Genomic DNA, 19,207 nt, shown 5'->3' on the forward strand with positions numbered 1-19,207 from the left:
TAACAAGCGGAAACTTGGGGAATGGATTCAGTATCAATACAAATACCGGGGTGTTAACGATCAATAATCCTGCAGCAGTTTGTTTTGAAGGTAATCCCATATTCCTTCTGAATGTGCAGGTAACAGATGAATTGAATCTCACAGAGCAGGCATTGGTTACGGTAAATGTTCAGGATATCAATGAAGCCCCGGTTTGTCAGGGTCAATCCTTTACTATAAATGAAAATTCAGCCGTAGCAACGTCAGTAGGTACAGTTGTAGCCACTGATCCGGATTTCAATCAGAACCTCAGCTTTTCAATTGGAGCAGGCAATACAGCTAATGCCTTTGCCATCGATGGTTCTACAGGTCTGATAACGGTGAACAACAGTGCAGTGCTGGATTTCGAGACAACACCTGTCTTTACACTGACCATTAATGTAGTGGATGATGGACTGGGAACTCTTTCTACCAGTTCACAGGTTACCATCTCCCTGGCCGATGTAAATGAATCACCTTTAGCCAATGACCAAACCTTTTCGGTACAGGAATTTTCAGCACTGGGTACCTCGGTGGGAATGATAACTGCCACTGATCCTGACGCAGGACAAAGTCTGACTTACAACTTATTGAGCAGTATCCCCGGAGAAGCTTTCTCGCTGAACACAACAACAGGAGAATTAACTGTTTCTGATCCCGCTTTGCTGGATTCCTATACCCACCCGGTATTTGAGCTTCAGATAGAAGTGCTGGATAATGGCAGTGGATTACTGTCTGACCAGGCTACAATTCTTGTCTATGTACAACAAGGCCCCAACCTGGCCCCGGTAATTGCCAACCAAAGCTTCAGCATTGCTGAAAACTCACTGACAGGCACTATCATTGGCAATGTTGTTGCCAGTGATCCCAATACAGGTCAACAAATCAGTTACACAATACTTTCCGGGAATACCTCAGGTGCGTTTTCTATCAACCCGGCCACCGGACAATTGACAGTTCTCAATTCGGCAGTTCTGAATTTTGAAGCTACTTCTACCTTCTCATTATTGATTGAGGTTGAAGATAATGGCAGTGTATCCCTGAGCAGCCAGGCCACCATCACCATTTCGCTCACCGATGTAAATGAATCCCCGAATATCAGTAATCAGTCCTTTAGCATTGCTGAGAACTCGATGAATGGAACCTCTGTAGGATTAGTTGCCGCATCTGATCCGGATGCAGGACAAACTTTAGCCTATTCTATCCTGTCAGGAAATACATCGGGTGCTTTTGCCGTCAATACTACCACAGGTGCAATCACAGTAGCCAATTCGGCTGCCATGAACTACGAGGTGAACCCTGTTTTCAACCTGAGCATTCAGGTACAGGATAATGGCATCGGTAGCCTTAGCAGCCAGGCAGAGATTACGATCAACCTTGTGAATGCCAATGAAGCCCCAGTAATTAGTAATCAGTCATTCAGTATCGCAGAGAACTCCGCCAACGGGACCATGGTTGGAACCGTAACAGCAACAGATCCTGATGCCGGTCAAACCCTAACCTACAGCATTCAATCAGGAAATTCATCCTCTGCATTTGCACTTAATACAACCACAGGTGTACTGACAGTCTCCAACAGTGCTGCACTTGATTTTGAAACGACTCCTGTTTATTCCCTGATCGTAAGGGTACAGGATAATGGAACAGGAACTTTAAGTAGCAATGCAACAGTAACAGTAACGCTGCAAAATGTCAATGATCAACCCCAGGTCAATGACCAGGTATTTGCAGTAGCAGAAAATGCAGCCAATGGGACGAATGTTGGAATTGTCACAGCTACAGATCCTGATGCAGGTCAGCAACTTAGCTATAGCATTCTTTCGGGTAACACTGATGGTGCCTTTACAATTAATACAACCACGGGAGCCCTGACTGTAGCCAATACATCAGCTCTTGACTTTGAGATCAATCCAGCGTTTATCCTGTCAGTAAATGTACAGGATAATGGAACCGGCACACTATCGGACCAGGCAGATATTACTATCAATATTGTGAATGGGAATGAGCCCCCGGTCATCCAGCCACAGGCATTCTCAACACTGGAACACCAGGTAGTCGGAACCATTGTAAGTACAGTAACCGCTTCAGATCCGGATCCTGGTCAGTCAGTAACTTTTGCTATAACAAGCGGAAACTTTGGGAATGGGTTCAGTATCAATACAAATACCGGGGTGTTAACGATTAATAATCCTGCAGCAGTTTGTTTTGAAGGTCATCCCCTATTCCTTCTGAATGTGCAGGTAACAGATGAATTGAATCTCACAGAGCAGGCATTGGTGACGGTAAATGTTCAGGATATCAATGAAGCCCCTGTTTGTCAGGGTCAATCCTTTACTATAAATGAAAATTCAGCCGTAGCAACGTCAGTAGGTACCGTGGTAGCCACTGATCCGGATTTCAATCAGAACCTCAGCTTTTCAATTGGAGCAGGCAATACAGCTAATGCCTTTGCCATCGATGGTTCTACAGGTCTGATAACGGTGAACAACAGTGCAGTGCTGGATTTCGAGACAACTCCTGTCTTTACACTGACCATTAATGTAGTGGATGATGGACTGGGAACTCTTTCTACAAGTTCACAGATTACCATCTCCCTGGCCGATGTAAATGAATCACCTTTAGCCAATGACCAAACCTTTTCGGTACAGGAATTTTCAGCACTGGGTACCACGGTGGGAATGATAGCCGCCACTGATCCTGACGCAGGACAAAGTCTGACTTACAACTTATTGAGCAGTATCCCCGGAGAAGCTTTCACGCTGAATACAACAACAGGAGAATTAACGGTTTCTGATCCCGCTTTGCTGGATTCCTATACCCACCCTGTATTTGAACTTCAGATAGAAGTGCTGGATAATGGCAGTGGATTACTGTCTGACCAGGCTACAATTCTTGTCTATGTGCAACAAGGCCCCAACCTGGCCCCGGTAATTGCTAACCAAAGCTTCAGCATTGCTGAAAACTCACTGACAGGCACTATCATTGGCAATGTTGTTGCCAGTGATCCCAATACAGGTCAACAAATCAGTTACTCAATACTTTCCGGGAATACCTCAGGTGCGTTTACTCTCAACCCGGCCACCGGACAATTAACAGTCCTCAATTCGGCAGTTCTGAATTTTGAAGCTACTTCCTCATTCTCTTTATTGATTGAGGTTGAAGATAATGGTAGTGTATCCCTGAGTAGCCAGGCCACCATCACCATTTCGCTCACCGATGTGAATGAATCCCCGAATATCAGTAATCAGACCTTTAGCATTGCTGAGAATTCGATGAATGGAACCTCTGTAGGATTAGTTGCCGCATCTGATCCGGATGCAGGACAAACATTAGCCTATTCAATTCTGTCGGGAAATACATCGGGTGCTTTTGCCGTCAATACTACCACAGGTGCAATCACAGTAGCCAATTCGGCTGCCATGAACTACGAGGTGAACCCTGTTTTCAACCTGAGCATTCAGGTACAGGATAATGGCATCGGCGGTCTAAGCAGCCAGGCCGTAATCACTATCAACCTGGTTAATGCCAATGAAGCCCCTGTTATTAGTAATCAGTCATTCAGTATCGCTGAAAACTCAACCAACGGGACCACTGTAGGAACAGTAACAGCTGTAGATCCTGATGCCGGACAGACCCTGACTTATAGCATTCAATCAGGCAATATCGGTGGGTCATTTGCCATTAACTCTTTGACAGGTGCATTAATTATTGCTAATTCAGCTGCCCTGAATTTTGAAACAATACCGATCTATTCATTAGTGATCAAAGTTCAGGATAATGGACTTGGATTGCTTTCCAGCCAGGCAACTGTTTCAATCTCACTTATTGATCTTAATGAAATTCCGGTAATTACAAACCAGGAGCTTAGTGTACAGCAAAATGCACCAGTGGGGACCAGCATAGGTACAATCCTCGCAATGGATCCTGACGCCGGGCAATTCCTGACTTATACAATAACTGCTGGAAATACAGATAATGCCTTCTCACTGGATGCTTTAACCGGGGAGCTAACAGTTTTAAATTCCGCTGCCCTTGATTTTATTGTAAATCCTCAGATCGTTCTTACTGTAATGGTGGTCGACAATGGAACCGGTGCTTTGAGTAATTCTGCTACAATAGTTGTCTATGTGCTTGAAGAGCTCAACAATCCTCCAATTATTTCTGAGCAGGAATTCCTGGTTGATGAAAATTCTCCTTTTGGGACTTTTGTTGGGACTGTAATTGCTTCTGATCTTGATCCGGGCCAGGAACTTACTTACTCCATTACATCGGGAAATCTTGCAGGTGCCTTCACAATTGATCCTAATACCGGGGTTTTGAGTGTTTCAAACTCTGCAATGATGGATTATGAGGCCTACCCATTCTATGAACTCCAGATCCAGGTGATGGATAATGGTTTCGGCTCGCTCTTCAATCATGCAATGGTTACGATTAGCCTTAGAGACTTAAATGAAGTGCCTAATTTACCTCTGCAGACCTTTGCAACTACTGAGAATTCCGTTAATGGATCCATAGTAGGTCAGATTGAAGCTACTGATCCGGATTTCGGGCAGAACCTAACATTTACCATTCTATCAGGAAATGACGGCAATGCTTTTGATGTTGGCCAAGCTACAGGGATAATAACAATATCCAATTCTTCGGCAATCAATTTTGAAACAGATTCACTCATTCAGCTGGAAGTTAAGGTTGAAGATGATGGTGATGGCAATCTTTTTGCTATAGTCATTGATAGTATTTTCATAACCAACATCAATGAAATACCTGAAATTAGTGAACAGGTGTTCACGATATCTGAAAGTGCAAACATTGGTACTGTTCTCGGAAGCGTCATTGCATCCGATCCTGATCAAGGTCAATCGGTAACTTATTCGATTTTATCAGGAAACCCCAATGGGACTTTTGCGGTTGACTCAAACTCAGGGTTGCTGACCCTTGCAAATAACAGTGCACTGGATTTCGAGGTTCTTCCCGTTTATCAACTTAGCATTCAGGTAATGGACAATAGTCCGGAAAATCTTACAAGCACGGCCATTATTACTATTAACCTGCTTGATCAGAATGAAGCTCCTGTCTTAGAAGATGAGACATTTATAATTGTAGAAAATACACCTGGTGGAATATTGATCGGAACACTAATCGCGAATGATCCTGATCAGAACCAGGTGTTAACTTATACGATCCTTTCTGGAAATACAGAAAATGCATTTGCCATTGACGCATTTTCAGGGGAACTTACTATCTCTAATGAGAATGCTATCAATTTCGAGGTTAATCCAGCCTTTAATTTAATCATCCAGGTGCAGGATAACGGAACTGGATTACTTGCTGACAATGCCGCAATCACCATTGCAATAAATGATCTGAATGAGAATCCAGTAGCAGATGATCAGGTCTTTAGTATTCTGGAATTTTCTGCTAATGGAACAGAAGTGGGAACCATCCTTGCCTCAGATCCTGATAATGGTCAGTCCCTCGTTTTTGCAATTACAAGTGGAAACAGTAATAATGCTTTCCAGGTTAATCCGGCTACAGGTTTGATTTCAGTGGCTAATTCTATAGCATTAAATTACCAAAATAATCCTGTTTATACTTTACTGGTAAATGTTACTGACAATGGCTCACCGGTTATGATGGAAAGCACTCTTATTACCATTCATGTGCTGCCGGAACAAAACCAATCCCCTGTAATTTCTAGTCAGCAATTTGACCTGCCGGAGAATGCATCTAATGCAACAATAGTAGGTAATGTGATAGCTACTGATCCAAATTTCGGACAGATCCTTACATACGGAATTTTAAGTGGGAATACATCTTCTGCATTTATTATCAACCCATTAACGGGTGAAATTTCAGTTGCCAATTCCATGGCTCTTGACTTTGAAGTCACCCCTGCATTCAATCTGATCATTGAAGTAACGGATAATGGATTAGTGCCATTAAGCTCAACGGCAGTAATAACTATTGATCTGCTAAATGTAAATGAAACCCCTTCTGTCAGTAATCAACAATTTACTATTAACGAAAACTCAATTAATGGTTTTATTGTTGGAAATATTTTAGCCAGTGACCCGGATTCAGGTGATGCATTAACTTACAATATTATTAATGGCAATACGAATGGGGCTTTCGACCTTGATCAAATAACAGGGGTTCTGACTGTTGCCAATATGAATACTTTGAATTTTGAAGTATATCCGATGTTTACCTTGGCAGTGCAGGTTAATGATATCGCAGGTTTAAATGCGCAGGCAACAGTTGTTGTGCACCTGTCTGATATAAATGAAATGCCATCTGTTGAGAATCAGGCATTCACTATTGCTGAAAATACAAGCAATGGAACCAGTATTGGAACCGTAATAGCTTCCGACCCTGATGAAGGACAATTACTGGAGTATTCAATTATCGATGGAAATACTAACACTGCCTTTTCCATAGATATTGCAACAGGGATGCTAAGTGTTGCTAATTCTGCGGCACTTGACTATGAATCTGGATCTTCTTTTAACCTGATTGTTCAGGTTCAGGATAATGGCTCAGGTTCGCTATACAGCCAGGCATTAGTCACAGTCTTTATCACTGATGTGAATGAGAATCCGGTTGTCAATGATCAGCAATTCAGTATTCTGGAATTCTCGGTAAATGGCACTCAAATAGGAGTCGTTGAGGCTACAGATCCTGATAACGGACAAGCACTTGCTTATTCAATTATATCTGGTAATGTTGACAATGCCTTTGCAATCGATCCATCTAATGGTATGATATCAGTTGCTAATACAGTGGCACTGGATTACCTTATAAATCCTATATTCAGCCTTGTTGTAAGGGTAATGGATAATGGTACAACAAGTCTCTTTAGCGATGCCAGCATCATAATTAATTTAATTCCGGATCCTAATCAACCGCCTGTAGTCTTAAATCAGTTATTTATTGCGGAAGAAAATGCAATACAGGGAACTTATATTGGGACTGTGGTTGCCTCAGATCCGAATGCAGGCCAGGTATTGACCTATTCACTGGTTAGTGGAAATACCAATGAGGCATTCAGCTTAGATTCCGAAACTGGTGTGATCCTTGTCAATAATCCATTAGCCCTGAATTTCGAAATTTTAAGTTCATTCAGTTTGCTGGTAAGGGTTACTGATGATGGAACAGGAAACCTGAGTTCACAAGCCTTAATAAATGTTGAAGTCCTTGATGTAAATGAAGCACCGGTAATTTCAGCTCAAACTTTTACAGTTAATGAAAATGCAGCCAATGAAACAAAAGTTGGCATTGTTGAGGCTACCGATCCGGATCCTGGACAAATACTTCAGTATGCAATTATCTCCGGCAACACAGATAATGCATTCATGATTGACCCTTTGAGTGGTGAAATATCAGTTGCCAATTCATCAGCTCTCAACTTTGATTTAACTCCATCATACCTGCTCCTGGTAAAAGTCGTGGACAATGGAGTTAGTAACCTGAGTAGTGAAGCCGTTATCACTGTCAATGTTCTGGATAACAATAACCCCCCAGCCATTCTTGACAAGTATTTCAGAATTGCAGAAAATGCTCCGAATGGAAGCATCGTAGGGAAAGTAAGAGTTGTCGATCCTGATTCAGGTCAGATTATGCATTACTTGATTGTTTCCGGAAATACAAATAATGCTTTTTCAATTGATGTAAACACTGGTATTTTAAGAGTCAGCAATTCTGCAGCCCTAAATTATGAGACAGATCCAGCTTTCGACTTAATAATCAGGGTAATGGATAATGGTCAACCGATGATGAGTACCCAGTCGATTGTCACGGTTGAGCTCACAGACGTCAATGAATTACCATTTTTAGCGAACTATCAATTTGATTTACCCGAAGGTTCTGCAGTCGGGACGATAGTAGGCACCATTTCAGGAATTGAACAGGATTCAGCACAATGGCTGACTTATAAGGTTGTCAGTGGAAATTATGACTCAACTTTCAGCGTAAATGCATTAACTGGTGAAATTTCAGTAATTAATACTGCATTACTGGATTTCACTATTAAACCACTCTTCACCCTGGGGATTTCTGCAACTGATAACAGTTCTGAGTTACTTGCTACCACTGCCTTTGTTAAGATTCGGATCATTGAGCAGGCTTCTAGTAGAATAGTTTATATCGATCCTGATCATACCGGTGATTTGCAAGAAAATGGCAGCTTTGAACATCCATTTGATTCATGGAATGATGTAGTCATTGAAGATGGACACACTTATCTTCAGAAAAGAGGTAGCCGCAGTGAACTGTCGAAAGGAATTGTAATATTCAACCGGGCAAATGTTACTCTTGATGCTTATGGAACTGGTGCAAATCCTGAGCTTTTCCTGAACATTCCTCAATCAAGTATTATAAGTGTTGAGAATAGTAATAATACCATTATCAGGAACCTTTCATTTACTTCTGACGGTTCAGCAAACAACTGTATATATGTATCAGGTTACCAGGCTTCTATTTTGAATATTGATAGTTGCTGGATGCATTCAGCAAATTATGGACTTCTTTCTATCGCACAGAATCTTGATATTGAAATTAATGCCTGCACAATTGAAGGGATGTATAATGATGGAATTCAGGCTAATGATTTTGACAAATTCGAAATGGGATATACTGAAATATCTAATACTAATCTGAACTGGATCACAAACCCGGATACGGAAGGTGATGGTATAGATCTCTACTCACCTGATGGAAAGGTGTATTTGCATCACAACCTCATTGATAACTCCATGGTTGGAAATAGTTCCTGTGTCAGGGTAGGCGGTAGTAGTTTCACTATGAATGCTGAATTCAATCGGCTCAAGGCAAGCATTGGTGCAAGTAGTTCCAATATGGTGATTAATAATACTACCGGTGAAGTTATAAGCCGTTACAATGCCTTTACAGGTGGTGATATTGCAATCAACACATTCAGTGAATCACATGAGATATACTATAATCAGTTCCTTAATAATGGAACGGGTATCCTGATTCAAAAGAATAAATCTGCTGAGGTGACAAATAATACGTTTGTTCAGAGTAAGGAATGCTTTATTGAAAGCATGGATGGGACTGATGTTAAGCTGACAAATAACATTTTCAGCCCTGAAATGAACACATTATCTGTATACAAAATAGGAGGGAGCATCACTTCAAATTATAATCTCTTCTCAACTGAATTCATCGGATTCCTGAATGGTTTTGCAACGCTGTCGTCATGGTCAGCTTCTTCCGGGCAGGACTTAAATTCAAAAGTAGCTGACCCATTATTTACCAATCCGGAAACCTTAGATTTCAGTTTGCAGAATTCTTCACCTGCTATTAATGCGGGAACTTTGACCCCAATTACTGAAGATTATTTCGGCAAAATGGTTCCAATGTTCAACTATACTGATATTGGCTTCTATGAATCAGAAGCTCAGTTACTTGATTCTGAAAAGGATTCAACAGGTATCAATAATACCTTGATTGTAAAAGTATATCCGAATCCTGCAAATGATTTCGTAAAAATCAATTTTGAACATAATGTGGATATCCTTTCTCTTCGACTTATGGATGAGCGTGGTATTGACATGTTACGACGTGAAATGAAAGATACACGTGAAGCCAGTTTGGATGTGCACCATCTAAGTGCCGGTGTTTATTTTCTTATTATCACTGCCGATGAACAATTGATTTCAAGAAAAGTGATCATTAGGAAATAATTTATTTTAAATGGATCAACCAAAAAGCCACTATTCATGGTGGCTTTTTTCATTTTTTTAACATTGACCAACAATGGGAAATTGTCCCAAAATCATGATTAGCGTAAACGATGGTCCCAATAGGGGACAAATTGAGGTTTAAGTAAAGGCTGATGATGATTTAGAAGATTGAAACCTAAATGGATATAGTTTTTGGCATTAAAATTTGATAGTCATCATGTGAATCCCTACTAGAATCTGTTTCTGAATAATATTTTGCTGCTTTTTATTACCTTCGTAGAAATTAATGATTCAATATTAAGGAGCATTCACTGTTTTACTTTGGTAGCATTGATTTGCCCCTCTTTCCAAATGGGAAAGAACTCTTCGCCGGTTTTCACATTTTTACGTGTGACTGAGAGGGCGAAGCTATGTACATTTCCAGAGGAATCTGTATCTTAGTAGAAATTAAAGTGAGTTTAACTTAATGAATTAAATATCAGGCATTCAATAACATTTTATGAAACAGAATAGAAAGTATTTTCATCGCAGAATGAATGCTGCTTTGATCATGATCCTTTTCACTGCTATTGGACTCTTGAGTTCATGTGTTACTCAACAGGAAGTTGAATACCTTCAGGATCCAAATAAAGGGACAAGAACCTTCAATGAGGCTCAGATCGAGGATTACAGGCTTAAACCCTATGACGAACTTTATATTCAGATCACCAGTCTGGATGATGCATCTTCAAATATGTTTTCCGGGGCAGCCCAGCAACAATTTACCAATGCCGGCAGCTTGCAGCCATATGGAGCTTCTTTGGTCTCCTATGGAATTGATAAGGACGGATTTCTCATACTGCCCATGATTGGTACCGTAAATGTGAAGGATCAAACAATTCTCCAGGTAAGTAAACTTCTCAAAGACTCTCTGGTAAGTATTTTGAACCAACCTATTGTTTCTGTTAAGCTGGTTAACAGGTATATATCAGTACTGGGGGAGGTTAGAAGTCCTGGCCATTTTGCCCTGGCCCAGGAAAAACTTACCGTTTATGATGCTCTGGGCCTGGCTGGAGATATTAACGAATATGGGAACAAAAAAGAGGTCATCCTGACACGAAATGAAGATGGTAAAAATATCAGGGTAGCCCTGGATCTGACAAAATCCGAAATTCTGGCTTCCAATTATTACTATATGAAGCCCAATGACATGCTTTATATTAAACCAATGAGAAAAAAATTCTGGGGCATGAGAGAATTCCCCTTCTCGGTGGTTCTTACTACTATCTCTACAGCTTTGTTGATTTACTCAGTCACTAAATAGTTTTCGAATACCTACATCTCAAATGGCAAATCAGAAGAATGTTAATTTCATAGAAGAGAATGATTTCAATACCATTCTTAGAATGGTCCTGAGAAATTATTACCTGTTCATTATCAGTATCGTGATAGCACTTGGACTGGGTTTTCTTAAGAACAGGTACTCAATTCCTGTTTACCAGATTACCTCATCCTTATTGATCAAAGAGGACTCAAAACAAGGTGGTGGCGGAAATGTCAATGACTTCCTGAATAGTAGCCTTTTTGGGAAAAATCAGAATTTTCAAAATGAACTTTGGGTACTTCAATCCACACCTGTTTTCGAACAAACCATCAAAAATCTTGATCTCTCTGTCAGTATCTTTAAAAAAGAGAAGTTACAGGACTTTGATATGTATAAATCTGCTCCCTTTAGGGTTCTCTTCGTTAGAGACCATGTTCAACCAATTGGAGTCAGGTTGCAGATAGAATTTTTTAAAGGAGGTGGTTTTCTCATTAAAGGTGAGTCAGAATTCGTCTCTTTCTATAATTATGCCTCGGGTCAATATAAAACCCAAAAAGCAAACTGGAAATTTCAGCAATATGGCAAGTTTGGAAAGCTCATTGAAAACCAGGACTTGTCATTTATCATTGAACTGGATAGTACTAAAGCCATTCCGGATAATGAGACTAAACTATACAGCTTCCAGTTTCAGGATCTTAATGGACTGGCGCAGGCATATAAAAGTATGTTTGCATTCGATGTTATCGATAAAAAGGCAACCGTTATTAAAGTGAGTCTCCTTACTCAATCCGTCGACAAAGGAATTGACCTTGTAAATGAACTCATGAATGTTTATTCAACTCAAAACCTGAACAGGAAAAATCATATTGCAAGTATCACCATCGATTATATTGAGAAACAGTTGGGTGAGATTTCTGATTCATTGAGTATGACAGAAGACAATCTCCAACGCTTCAGATCCTCAAACCAGCTGCTCGACGTGGAAGAACAAGCTACAGGTATATCTGCCCAGTATATGAATCTGCAGAATCAGAAAGCTGAACTGATGGGCCAGAAGCGATATTATGAATATGTTGCCGATTATCTTGCGAAGAATGATGATGTTTCTAAAATGATAGTGCCGGCATCCTATGGAATTCAGGATCAGATTCTGAATAACCTGATGTCAGAACTGATCTCTGCCCAGGCTCAGCGTTCCAACCTGATTGATAATAAGCAGGAAAGGAATCCTTTGGTTAAGAAACTGGATATCCAAATCGCCAATATCAAGAAGACCATATCGGATAATATTTCTGCTGTCCGACAAACTACCAATATTTCCATTGATGAAATGAATAAAAGGATTTCCCGGATCGAAGGACAAATCAGTAATCTTCCCAAAACCCAGCGGCAATTGGGTGGAATTGAGCGCAAATACAGACTGAATGATGCAATTTATAACTACCTGCTTGAAAAAAGAGCAGAAGCAAAAATTACAAAAGCTTCTAATTTGCCGGATGATATTATCATTGAACCTGCTTTAAACAACGGTCCGGTTTCCCCTAACACCAAGAAGATCTATATGCTGGCCCTGATCATAGGGATCGGTTTACCTTTAAGTTTTCTATTCATCAAAAATGCCCTCAACGACAGGCTGGATCCCCAGGATAATATTGAAAGGCTTACTGATGCTCCGGTTGTTGGGAAGATCATGCATAACAACAAAAAAACCAATAATATCATGTTTGAGTATCCAACCTCAAACATCGCTGAATCATTCAGGGCTTTGCGAACCAACCTTGATTTTTATCTAAAGGGGGGCAATAAGAAAGTAATTCTTGTTACTTCAAGTATCGAGGGTGAAGGTAAATCATTCAATGCGTTGAATATCGCAATGAGTTATGCTCAGCTTGGTAAAAAAACCATTCTTCTCGACTTCGACTTGCGAAAGCAATCCAATTATTTTAATAAAAAGGAGGGTGAATCCAGTGATGGTATCAGTTCTTACCTGATCAAAATGGTAACTTTAAAAGATATCATCCTGAAAACTCCGCACGAAAACCTGGATTATATCAATTCTGGTCCAATTCCTCCAAATCCGGCAGAATTGATCGCTATGGATGAAACAAAGAATATGATCCATTACCTTCAGGAAAAATATGACTATATTATCATCGATTCACCACCACTTGCCCAGGTAACTGATGGATTCCTGCTGATTGACCATGCCGATATCAAAGTGATTGTTTCTCGTTATCTCTACTCAAGGAAAAAGATCTTCACTTTGATCCTGAAAGATCTTCGACAGAAAAAAGTTGAAAATGTTTGTATTGTACTCAATGATAATAAGAGCAATATGGACCAGTATGGATATGGCTATGGATACAACAAAAAGAAAAAATAGCAGACTTTTAATTATCTAGTGCTTTAATTATTTTCCGCAATGAGTTACTTCAAGAAGGCCTTTTTGAAGATTAAGATTTTACTTGGAAAGGATGGCCATGAAAGGACTAAAAAGGCAAGGAAGAATATTGCTGTCCTTTTGATGGTCAAGGGTTTAAGCATTGCAATCAGCCTTGTACTTGTTCCTCTTACAATCCACTATATCAATCCAACCCAATATGGGATATGGATCACATTAAGCTCAATCATAGCATGGTTGGGTTTTTTTGATATAGGGTTTGGCAATGGATTGCGAAATAAATTCGCAGAAGCAGTTGCACATAAAAACTTTGAACTGGCACGTATTTATGTCAGTACTACCTATGCTATTCTGAGTATCATCATTGCTGTTGTAATGATAATCTTCTTTTGTATCAATCCTTTCCTTGATTGGTCGAAAATTCTAAACACGCCGCCTGAAATGGCTCATGAACTGAGTATTCTGGCGATGATTGTATTTGTTTTCTTCTGTATTCAGTTCGTAACACAACTCCTGGTCACAATAATGACTGCAAACCAGGAACCGGCAAAAGCATCAGTTTTTAATATGCTGGGAAGCTTGTTCTCTTTGACGGTAATCCTAATACTAACTAAATCAACTGAAGGAAACCTGCTTTACCTGGCCACAGCGTTAGGCCTGACTCCGGTATTGGTATTGATTGCATCAAGCCTTTGGTATTACAATCATGATTACAGGAAGTTTGCACCTTCCTTATCACATGTGAAGTTCAAATTTGCCAATGACCTGATGAACCTGGGTGTTAAATTCTTTGTCATCCAGATCGCAGCCGTTGTTATCTATCAAACCAGTAATATCATCATTGCTCAGCTTTTCGGACCAGAACAGGTCACTTCCTATAATATTGCCTACAAATACTTCAGCATTGTGCCCATGGTTTTTGGTATTGTAATGATGCCTTTCTGGAGTGCTTTTACTGAAGCCTGGCTTAAAAAAGATATCGACTGGATAAGGAAAACAATGAAAAACCTGGTCCGACTTTGGTCTTTGATCAGTATTGGTGCTGTTATTATGCTGATCTTCTCTACAACGATTTATCGTTTATGGGTGGGAAGTGAAATTAAAGTTCAATTCAGTGTTTCATTGGTTATAGCTGCTTATGTTGTGTTTAATGCCTGGTGTGGGATTTTCTCAAACTTCCTGAATGGTGTTGGTAAAATCAAATTACAGCTATATGGCGGATTATTTAGTGCGATTGTGAATATTCCACTGGCCATTTTCCTGGGGAAAAACCTGGGACTCTATGGAGTACTCTTATCAACCTGCATCCTGGCTGTAATCAGCGCTATTTGGTCGCCAATCCAATATTGGAAGTTAATCAATAACAGGGCAACCGGAATCTGGAATAAATAGTATATGAATATTCTAATAATTAATTCCTTAAACCCGTTAAAGAATTCGGGAACTGTGGCAATCGATGTATTTAATGCATTGAAAACCAGAGGGCATAAGGTGAAATTATTGGTTAATATTTATAGCAATGAATACCCGGAAGATATCATTGCAATGCAAACACCATTCAGTGTATTCGTGGATAAATATAAAAGGAAGATTGTCCGGAAGTTCTTTAATTTTAACAACATACCAAGCGATCCCAATTACCATTTTCATCACCTTAAGGAAGATAAATTACATTACTCAACAAACAAGCTCCTGAAGAAAGCCGGCCTTATACCTGATATTATTCTGGTTCTGTTTGCTAAAGACTTTCTCAATTCAAGAAACTTTGCTGAGCTAAATAAGCTGACAAAAGCACCTATTTATTGGTTGATGTATGATATGGCGCCACTTACAGGCGGATGTCATTATGCCTGGGAATGTAAAGGATATGAAAACTTGTGCGGAAAATGTCCGGGCCTTTTTTCAGAGAATCCAGAGGATATCACTCATTTCAACCTGAAGTATAAAAAGTACTACCTCGATCAAACAGATATAAAAATTATTGCAGCTTCCGAATGGCAATACAGGCAGGCAAAAAGATCAAACCTCTTTAAACAAAAATCGGTTTTTAAAGTGCTGTTATCTATCGATCCAACTGTTTTTCAAAAAGTTGATAAAAAGATAATTAGAACTAAACTTGGAATTGAGCCTGGGCGGAAAGTGATATTTTTTGGTTCTGTTGATATGCGGCATCTTCGAAAGGGCGCACAATATCTGGTAGAGAGTCTCAACTTATTAAAAGAAAAAACCCGGAATACTGATCTTGATGATAAAATACTACTCCTGATTGCAGGGAAAGGCATTGAAGAAATACAACATGTTTTGCCATTTGAAATTAAATACCTGGGCTATGTGGACGATAGGCTCGGGCTCGCATCAGCTTACCAGGCAGCGGATATATTTCTTTGTCCATCAATTGAGGATTCAGGGCCCTCAATGATTAACCAGTCTTTAATGTGCGGAACCCCGGTAGTGTCCTTCGAAATGGGTGTCTCTCCTGACCTGGTAATAAATCAGGAAACAGGTTATATGGCGGAACTAAGAAACAGCCGGGATATGGCGGATGGAATCTATGAAATTCTCTCTCTAACTGATGAAAAGCATGCCCATATGTCGCAGAATTGTCGCGAACTTGCCATGAATCTTTGCTCTCCTGATAAACAAATTGACCAGTTTGAGTCTTTATTTAAACAGAAGTAATTTATCAGATGCATAATTATTGTAAACCGCTTGATTGGGACACTACCTTTTTTGGATATAAAATAGGAAGTATCCTGGCTGATCAACTAACACCAGCTGTATTGTCATCTATTATTAAAGAAATGAGAATACAGAATTACAAACTTGCTTATGGATTTGCCAAACCTGAAGATGTTATTTCAAATGGTGCATTTGCAGAGTATTCTGCCTTTCTTGCGGATGAAAAGGTGACTTTTCAAAGAAATCTGAAAGAAGATGATAATTTCTCTTTCGTTAGTAGTGTGAAGGAGTACTTGTCACCCGAACCTTCCGAAAAATTAAGGAAACTTGCATTGCAGAGTGGGATTTACTCCCGCTTCAAAATTGACCCAAACTTTATTCATGAAGAGTATGGCAAACTCTATAATGAATGGATTGAGAAATCAGTAAATAAAACCCTTGCAAAAATTGTCCTGGCTTATTTCATTGAAGAAGATGAAAAGGGGTTTATAACCCTCAACATGAAGAATAATGTGGGTTCAATCGGGTTGATAGCTGTGGATGAAAATGCAAGAGGGCTTTCTATTGGAAGGGAACTTACAAATGCTTCCTTACACTATTTTAAGGAAGCCGGAATGGAAAGCGTAGAGGTTGTTACTCAAAAATCCAATGAAGTAGCATGCAAATTCTATACATCTCTGGGCTTTAGTATTAAAGATATTGTAAATGTCTACCACCTATGGATAAGATGAATATACCTTTCAACAAACCCTACCTTATCGGTAAGGAAATGCACTATATATACCAGGCAGTTTATTCCGGGAAAATCTCTGAAAATGGTCAATATACCCAAAAATGTCAGAAGTTTTTCGAAGATCAATTTGGCTTTAAAAAGTCGTTGCTTACAACTTCTTGTACCGATGCCCTGGAGATGTGCGCCCTGTTAGCTGAAATCAATCCCGGTGATGAAGTTATTGTACCTTCATTCACCTTCGTCTCTACAGCGCTTGCCTTTGCCCGTCAAGGAGCTAAACTTGTTTTTGCCGATAGTGGGAAAGAGAATCCTAATATTGATATTGAGGGTCTCGAAGCTTTGATTACTCCTAAAACCAAAGCGATTGTTGTTGTACATTATGCTGGTATTGCATGTGACATGGATCCAATCATGGCATTGGCAAATAAACATGGTATCCTTGTAATCGAAGATGCTGCCCAGGCAATTGATTCCTATTATAAGGGTAAGCCATTAGGCTCTATCGGACATATGTCGGCGTTCTCTTTCCATGAAACCAAAAATATCAATTCAGGTGAAGGTGGAATGCTGGCGATCAATGACCCAAGGTTTATTAAACGATCCGAAATCATTTGGGAAAAAGGAACCAACCGCGCTGAATTCTTCCGGGGTGAAGTAAATAAATACGGATGGGTGGATACAGGTTCATCATTTCTGCCGTCTGAAATTATTGCTGCATACTTATATGCTCAGATTGAAAACCTTGAGAATATCCAGATGAAGAGGAAGGCAATCTGGAATACATACTGGAATGGTTTGGAAAAATGGAGCATTAATCACAACATTGGGCTTCCTGTTATTCCTGAATATGCTACCAATAATGCACATATGTTCTATCTGGTCTGTACCAGTCTTGAAGAAAGGACTCAGCTGATTGAACATCTGAAAAAAGAGGGTATCTATGCTGTTTTTCATTATCTGAGCCTTCATAAAAGTGCTTATTATGAAAATAAACATGATGGAAGACCTTTGCCAAACAGTGATCTCTATACGGAACGCCTGGTCAGGATTCCTCTGTTCTATGAGCTTAGTGAGGAGGATATTTCTAAAGTAATTTCATCTATTCTCTCTTTCAGAAAGTAGCAATGAACGGAATCATCCAAATCCTTCTTAAGCTTTTTTACCCTTTCTATCCTTTCTGGATCTGGTTCGTTTATACTTTTGCCGGTCAAAATTTTGATTACTATTATGGTGCTATTTGGTTACCTATTGTTTTTTACCTCCTGCTTACTAAGAGAAACAGGATGCCTTTATACCTTTTGCTCTTTATGGGCTTTACAGTATTTCATTTGCTTTCAATCTTTATAAATGATATAAAGCCCGGAGATATCAATTGGCTGCTCTATTTTATGTCAGATAGAGCAGTTGTAGCCTGTGCATTGTTCTTTGTTATAGAAAATACGCATTTCGATCAAAAATTTATAAAATCACTGAGTCGTAATATTTTTATTGTTGTAGGTATTTCACTTGTAGTCAGTATTATTCAGACTAGAGACCCATACTTTTTCTTCAATCTGAATGCTGACAAAGAAATGACTTATTTTGACCAGAATAGGGTGTTCTCGATCTATAGTTGGGTGGATCTGAATTCATTAGGTATCACATTTCCATTCCTCTTGTCCATTTCAATGAATGTTTATGATCTGAAACATAAATTGTTTGCTCTTAATATTATTAGTGGAATCATAGTTGCTTTCCTTACCCGTGCGCGTTATGTCATGATTTCAACAATCATTGTCTTTTCACAGTTATTCTTTAATTCTGCCATTAAACTCAAGAAAAAGGTCATCATCACTATCATTCTGGTGGGGAGTGTTATTCTCATAATTCAGGTAGCGGAAAATTATGGCTTTGATTTTAACCAGGTTATTGAAGAGAGAATTCTTGAGAAAGATACAGATATGGGCTCAGCAAAAGCCAGGTTGTTATCTTATTACGTTTTCATGATGAAATTCCCCGAAAATCCCTGGTTTGGAGTAGGGCCTGAAACTCGTGATGATGTTATTCAACTCTTAGGTGGTGATGCACCTTTGATTCATGTTGGTTATTTATCGTACTTGTACTTTTATGGTATCGTTGGTTGTCTCTTTATTTTTTCAGCCATTTTTCTTTTGATGCGATCTTCCTGGATTATTGGTAAAAAATATGGTTTTTGGGGTCCATTTTATGGCTTTCTGGGATTCTCACTGGCGAACTGGACCTTTGTTTATTTCAATATGAGTGAAATGGGTATAGTGATTTCTGTTATCTTTCTGAGATACTATTTTGATAACCCTCCGGAGCAGGAAGATGAAAACGAAGTGTTAGCAGAATCAGAGACTATTTCTTGA

General features: G+C 39.5%; 8 protein-coding genes. All 8 read left to right on the forward strand.

All coding sequences use genetic code 11. From position 1 onward, the window contains the following. Positions 1-14 precede the first annotated feature (14 nt). The 8 genes from IPH84_05590 (at position 15) to IPH84_05625 (ending at position 19,207) form a co-directional block, all read left to right on the forward strand. Positions 15-9,722 (forward strand): cadherin domain-containing protein, encoded by a 9,708-nt coding sequence (locus IPH84_05590; protein MBK7172698.1) that lies wholly within the window; start codon positions 15-17, stop codon positions 9,720-9,722. Between the two features lie 499 nt (positions 9,723-10,221). Beyond that, complete coding sequence (locus IPH84_05595; GenBank protein MBK7172699.1) at positions 10,222-11,025, forward strand: polysaccharide biosynthesis/export family protein; 804 nt, start codon at positions 10,222-10,224, stop codon at positions 11,023-11,025. A gap of 22 nt (positions 11,026-11,047) precedes the next feature. Next, entirely contained in the window at positions 11,048-13,408 is a 2,361-nt protein-coding gene (locus tag IPH84_05600; protein MBK7172700.1) for a polysaccharide biosynthesis tyrosine autokinase, read from the forward strand. Between the two features lie 63 nt (positions 13,409-13,471). Further along, entirely contained in the window at positions 13,472-14,818 is a 1,347-nt protein-coding gene (locus tag IPH84_05605; GenBank protein ID MBK7172701.1) for an oligosaccharide flippase family protein, read from the forward strand. Positions 14,819-14,821: 3 nt separating this feature from the next. Beyond that, positions 14,822-16,105, forward strand: coding sequence for a glycosyltransferase (locus IPH84_05610; protein MBK7172702.1), 1,284 nt, complete (start codon positions 14,822-14,824; stop codon positions 16,103-16,105). Positions 16,106-16,113: 8 nt separating this feature from the next. Beyond that, a complete protein-coding gene (locus IPH84_05615; protein MBK7172703.1) occupies positions 16,114-16,836 on the forward strand; it encodes a GNAT family N-acetyltransferase in 723 nt (240 codons plus the stop codon). Continuing rightward, entirely contained in the window at positions 16,833-17,960 is a 1,128-nt protein-coding gene (rffA, locus tag IPH84_05620) for a dTDP-4-amino-4,6-dideoxygalactose transaminase (protein MBK7172704.1), read from the forward strand. Before IPH84_05615 ends, rffA begins: the two co-directional genes overlap by 4 nt. 2 nt (positions 17,961-17,962) lie before the next feature. Continuing rightward, a complete protein-coding gene (locus IPH84_05625) occupies positions 17,963-19,207 on the forward strand; it encodes an O-antigen ligase family protein (protein ID MBK7172705.1) in 1,245 nt (414 codons plus the stop codon).

It is taken from the genome of Bacteroidales bacterium (genome assembly GCA_016707785.1).
In the GTDB taxonomy this organism is placed as follows: domain Bacteria; phylum Bacteroidota; class Bacteroidia; order Bacteroidales; family UBA4417; genus UBA4417.

Excerpts from the sequence above, each read along its gene's own strand:
- IPH84_05595 (MBK7172699.1), top strand. The coding sequence starts at position 10,222 with ATGAAACAGAATAGAAAGTATTTTCATCGCAGAATGAATGCTGCTTTG.
- IPH84_05625 (MBK7172705.1), top strand. The coding sequence starts at position 17,963 with ATGAACGGAATCATCCAAATCCTTCTTAAGCTTTTTTACCCTTTCTAT.
- IPH84_05600 (MBK7172700.1), top strand. The coding sequence starts at position 11,048 with ATGGCAAATCAGAAGAATGTTAATTTCATAGAAGAGAATGATTTCAAT.
- rffA (MBK7172704.1), top strand. The coding sequence starts at position 16,833 with ATGAATATACCTTTCAACAAACCCTACCTTATCGGTAAGGAAATGCAC.
- IPH84_05610 (MBK7172702.1), top strand. The coding sequence starts at position 14,822 with ATGAATATTCTAATAATTAATTCCTTAAACCCGTTAAAGAATTCGGGA.
- IPH84_05615 (MBK7172703.1), top strand. The coding sequence starts at position 16,114 with ATGCATAATTATTGTAAACCGCTTGATTGGGACACTACCTTTTTTGGA.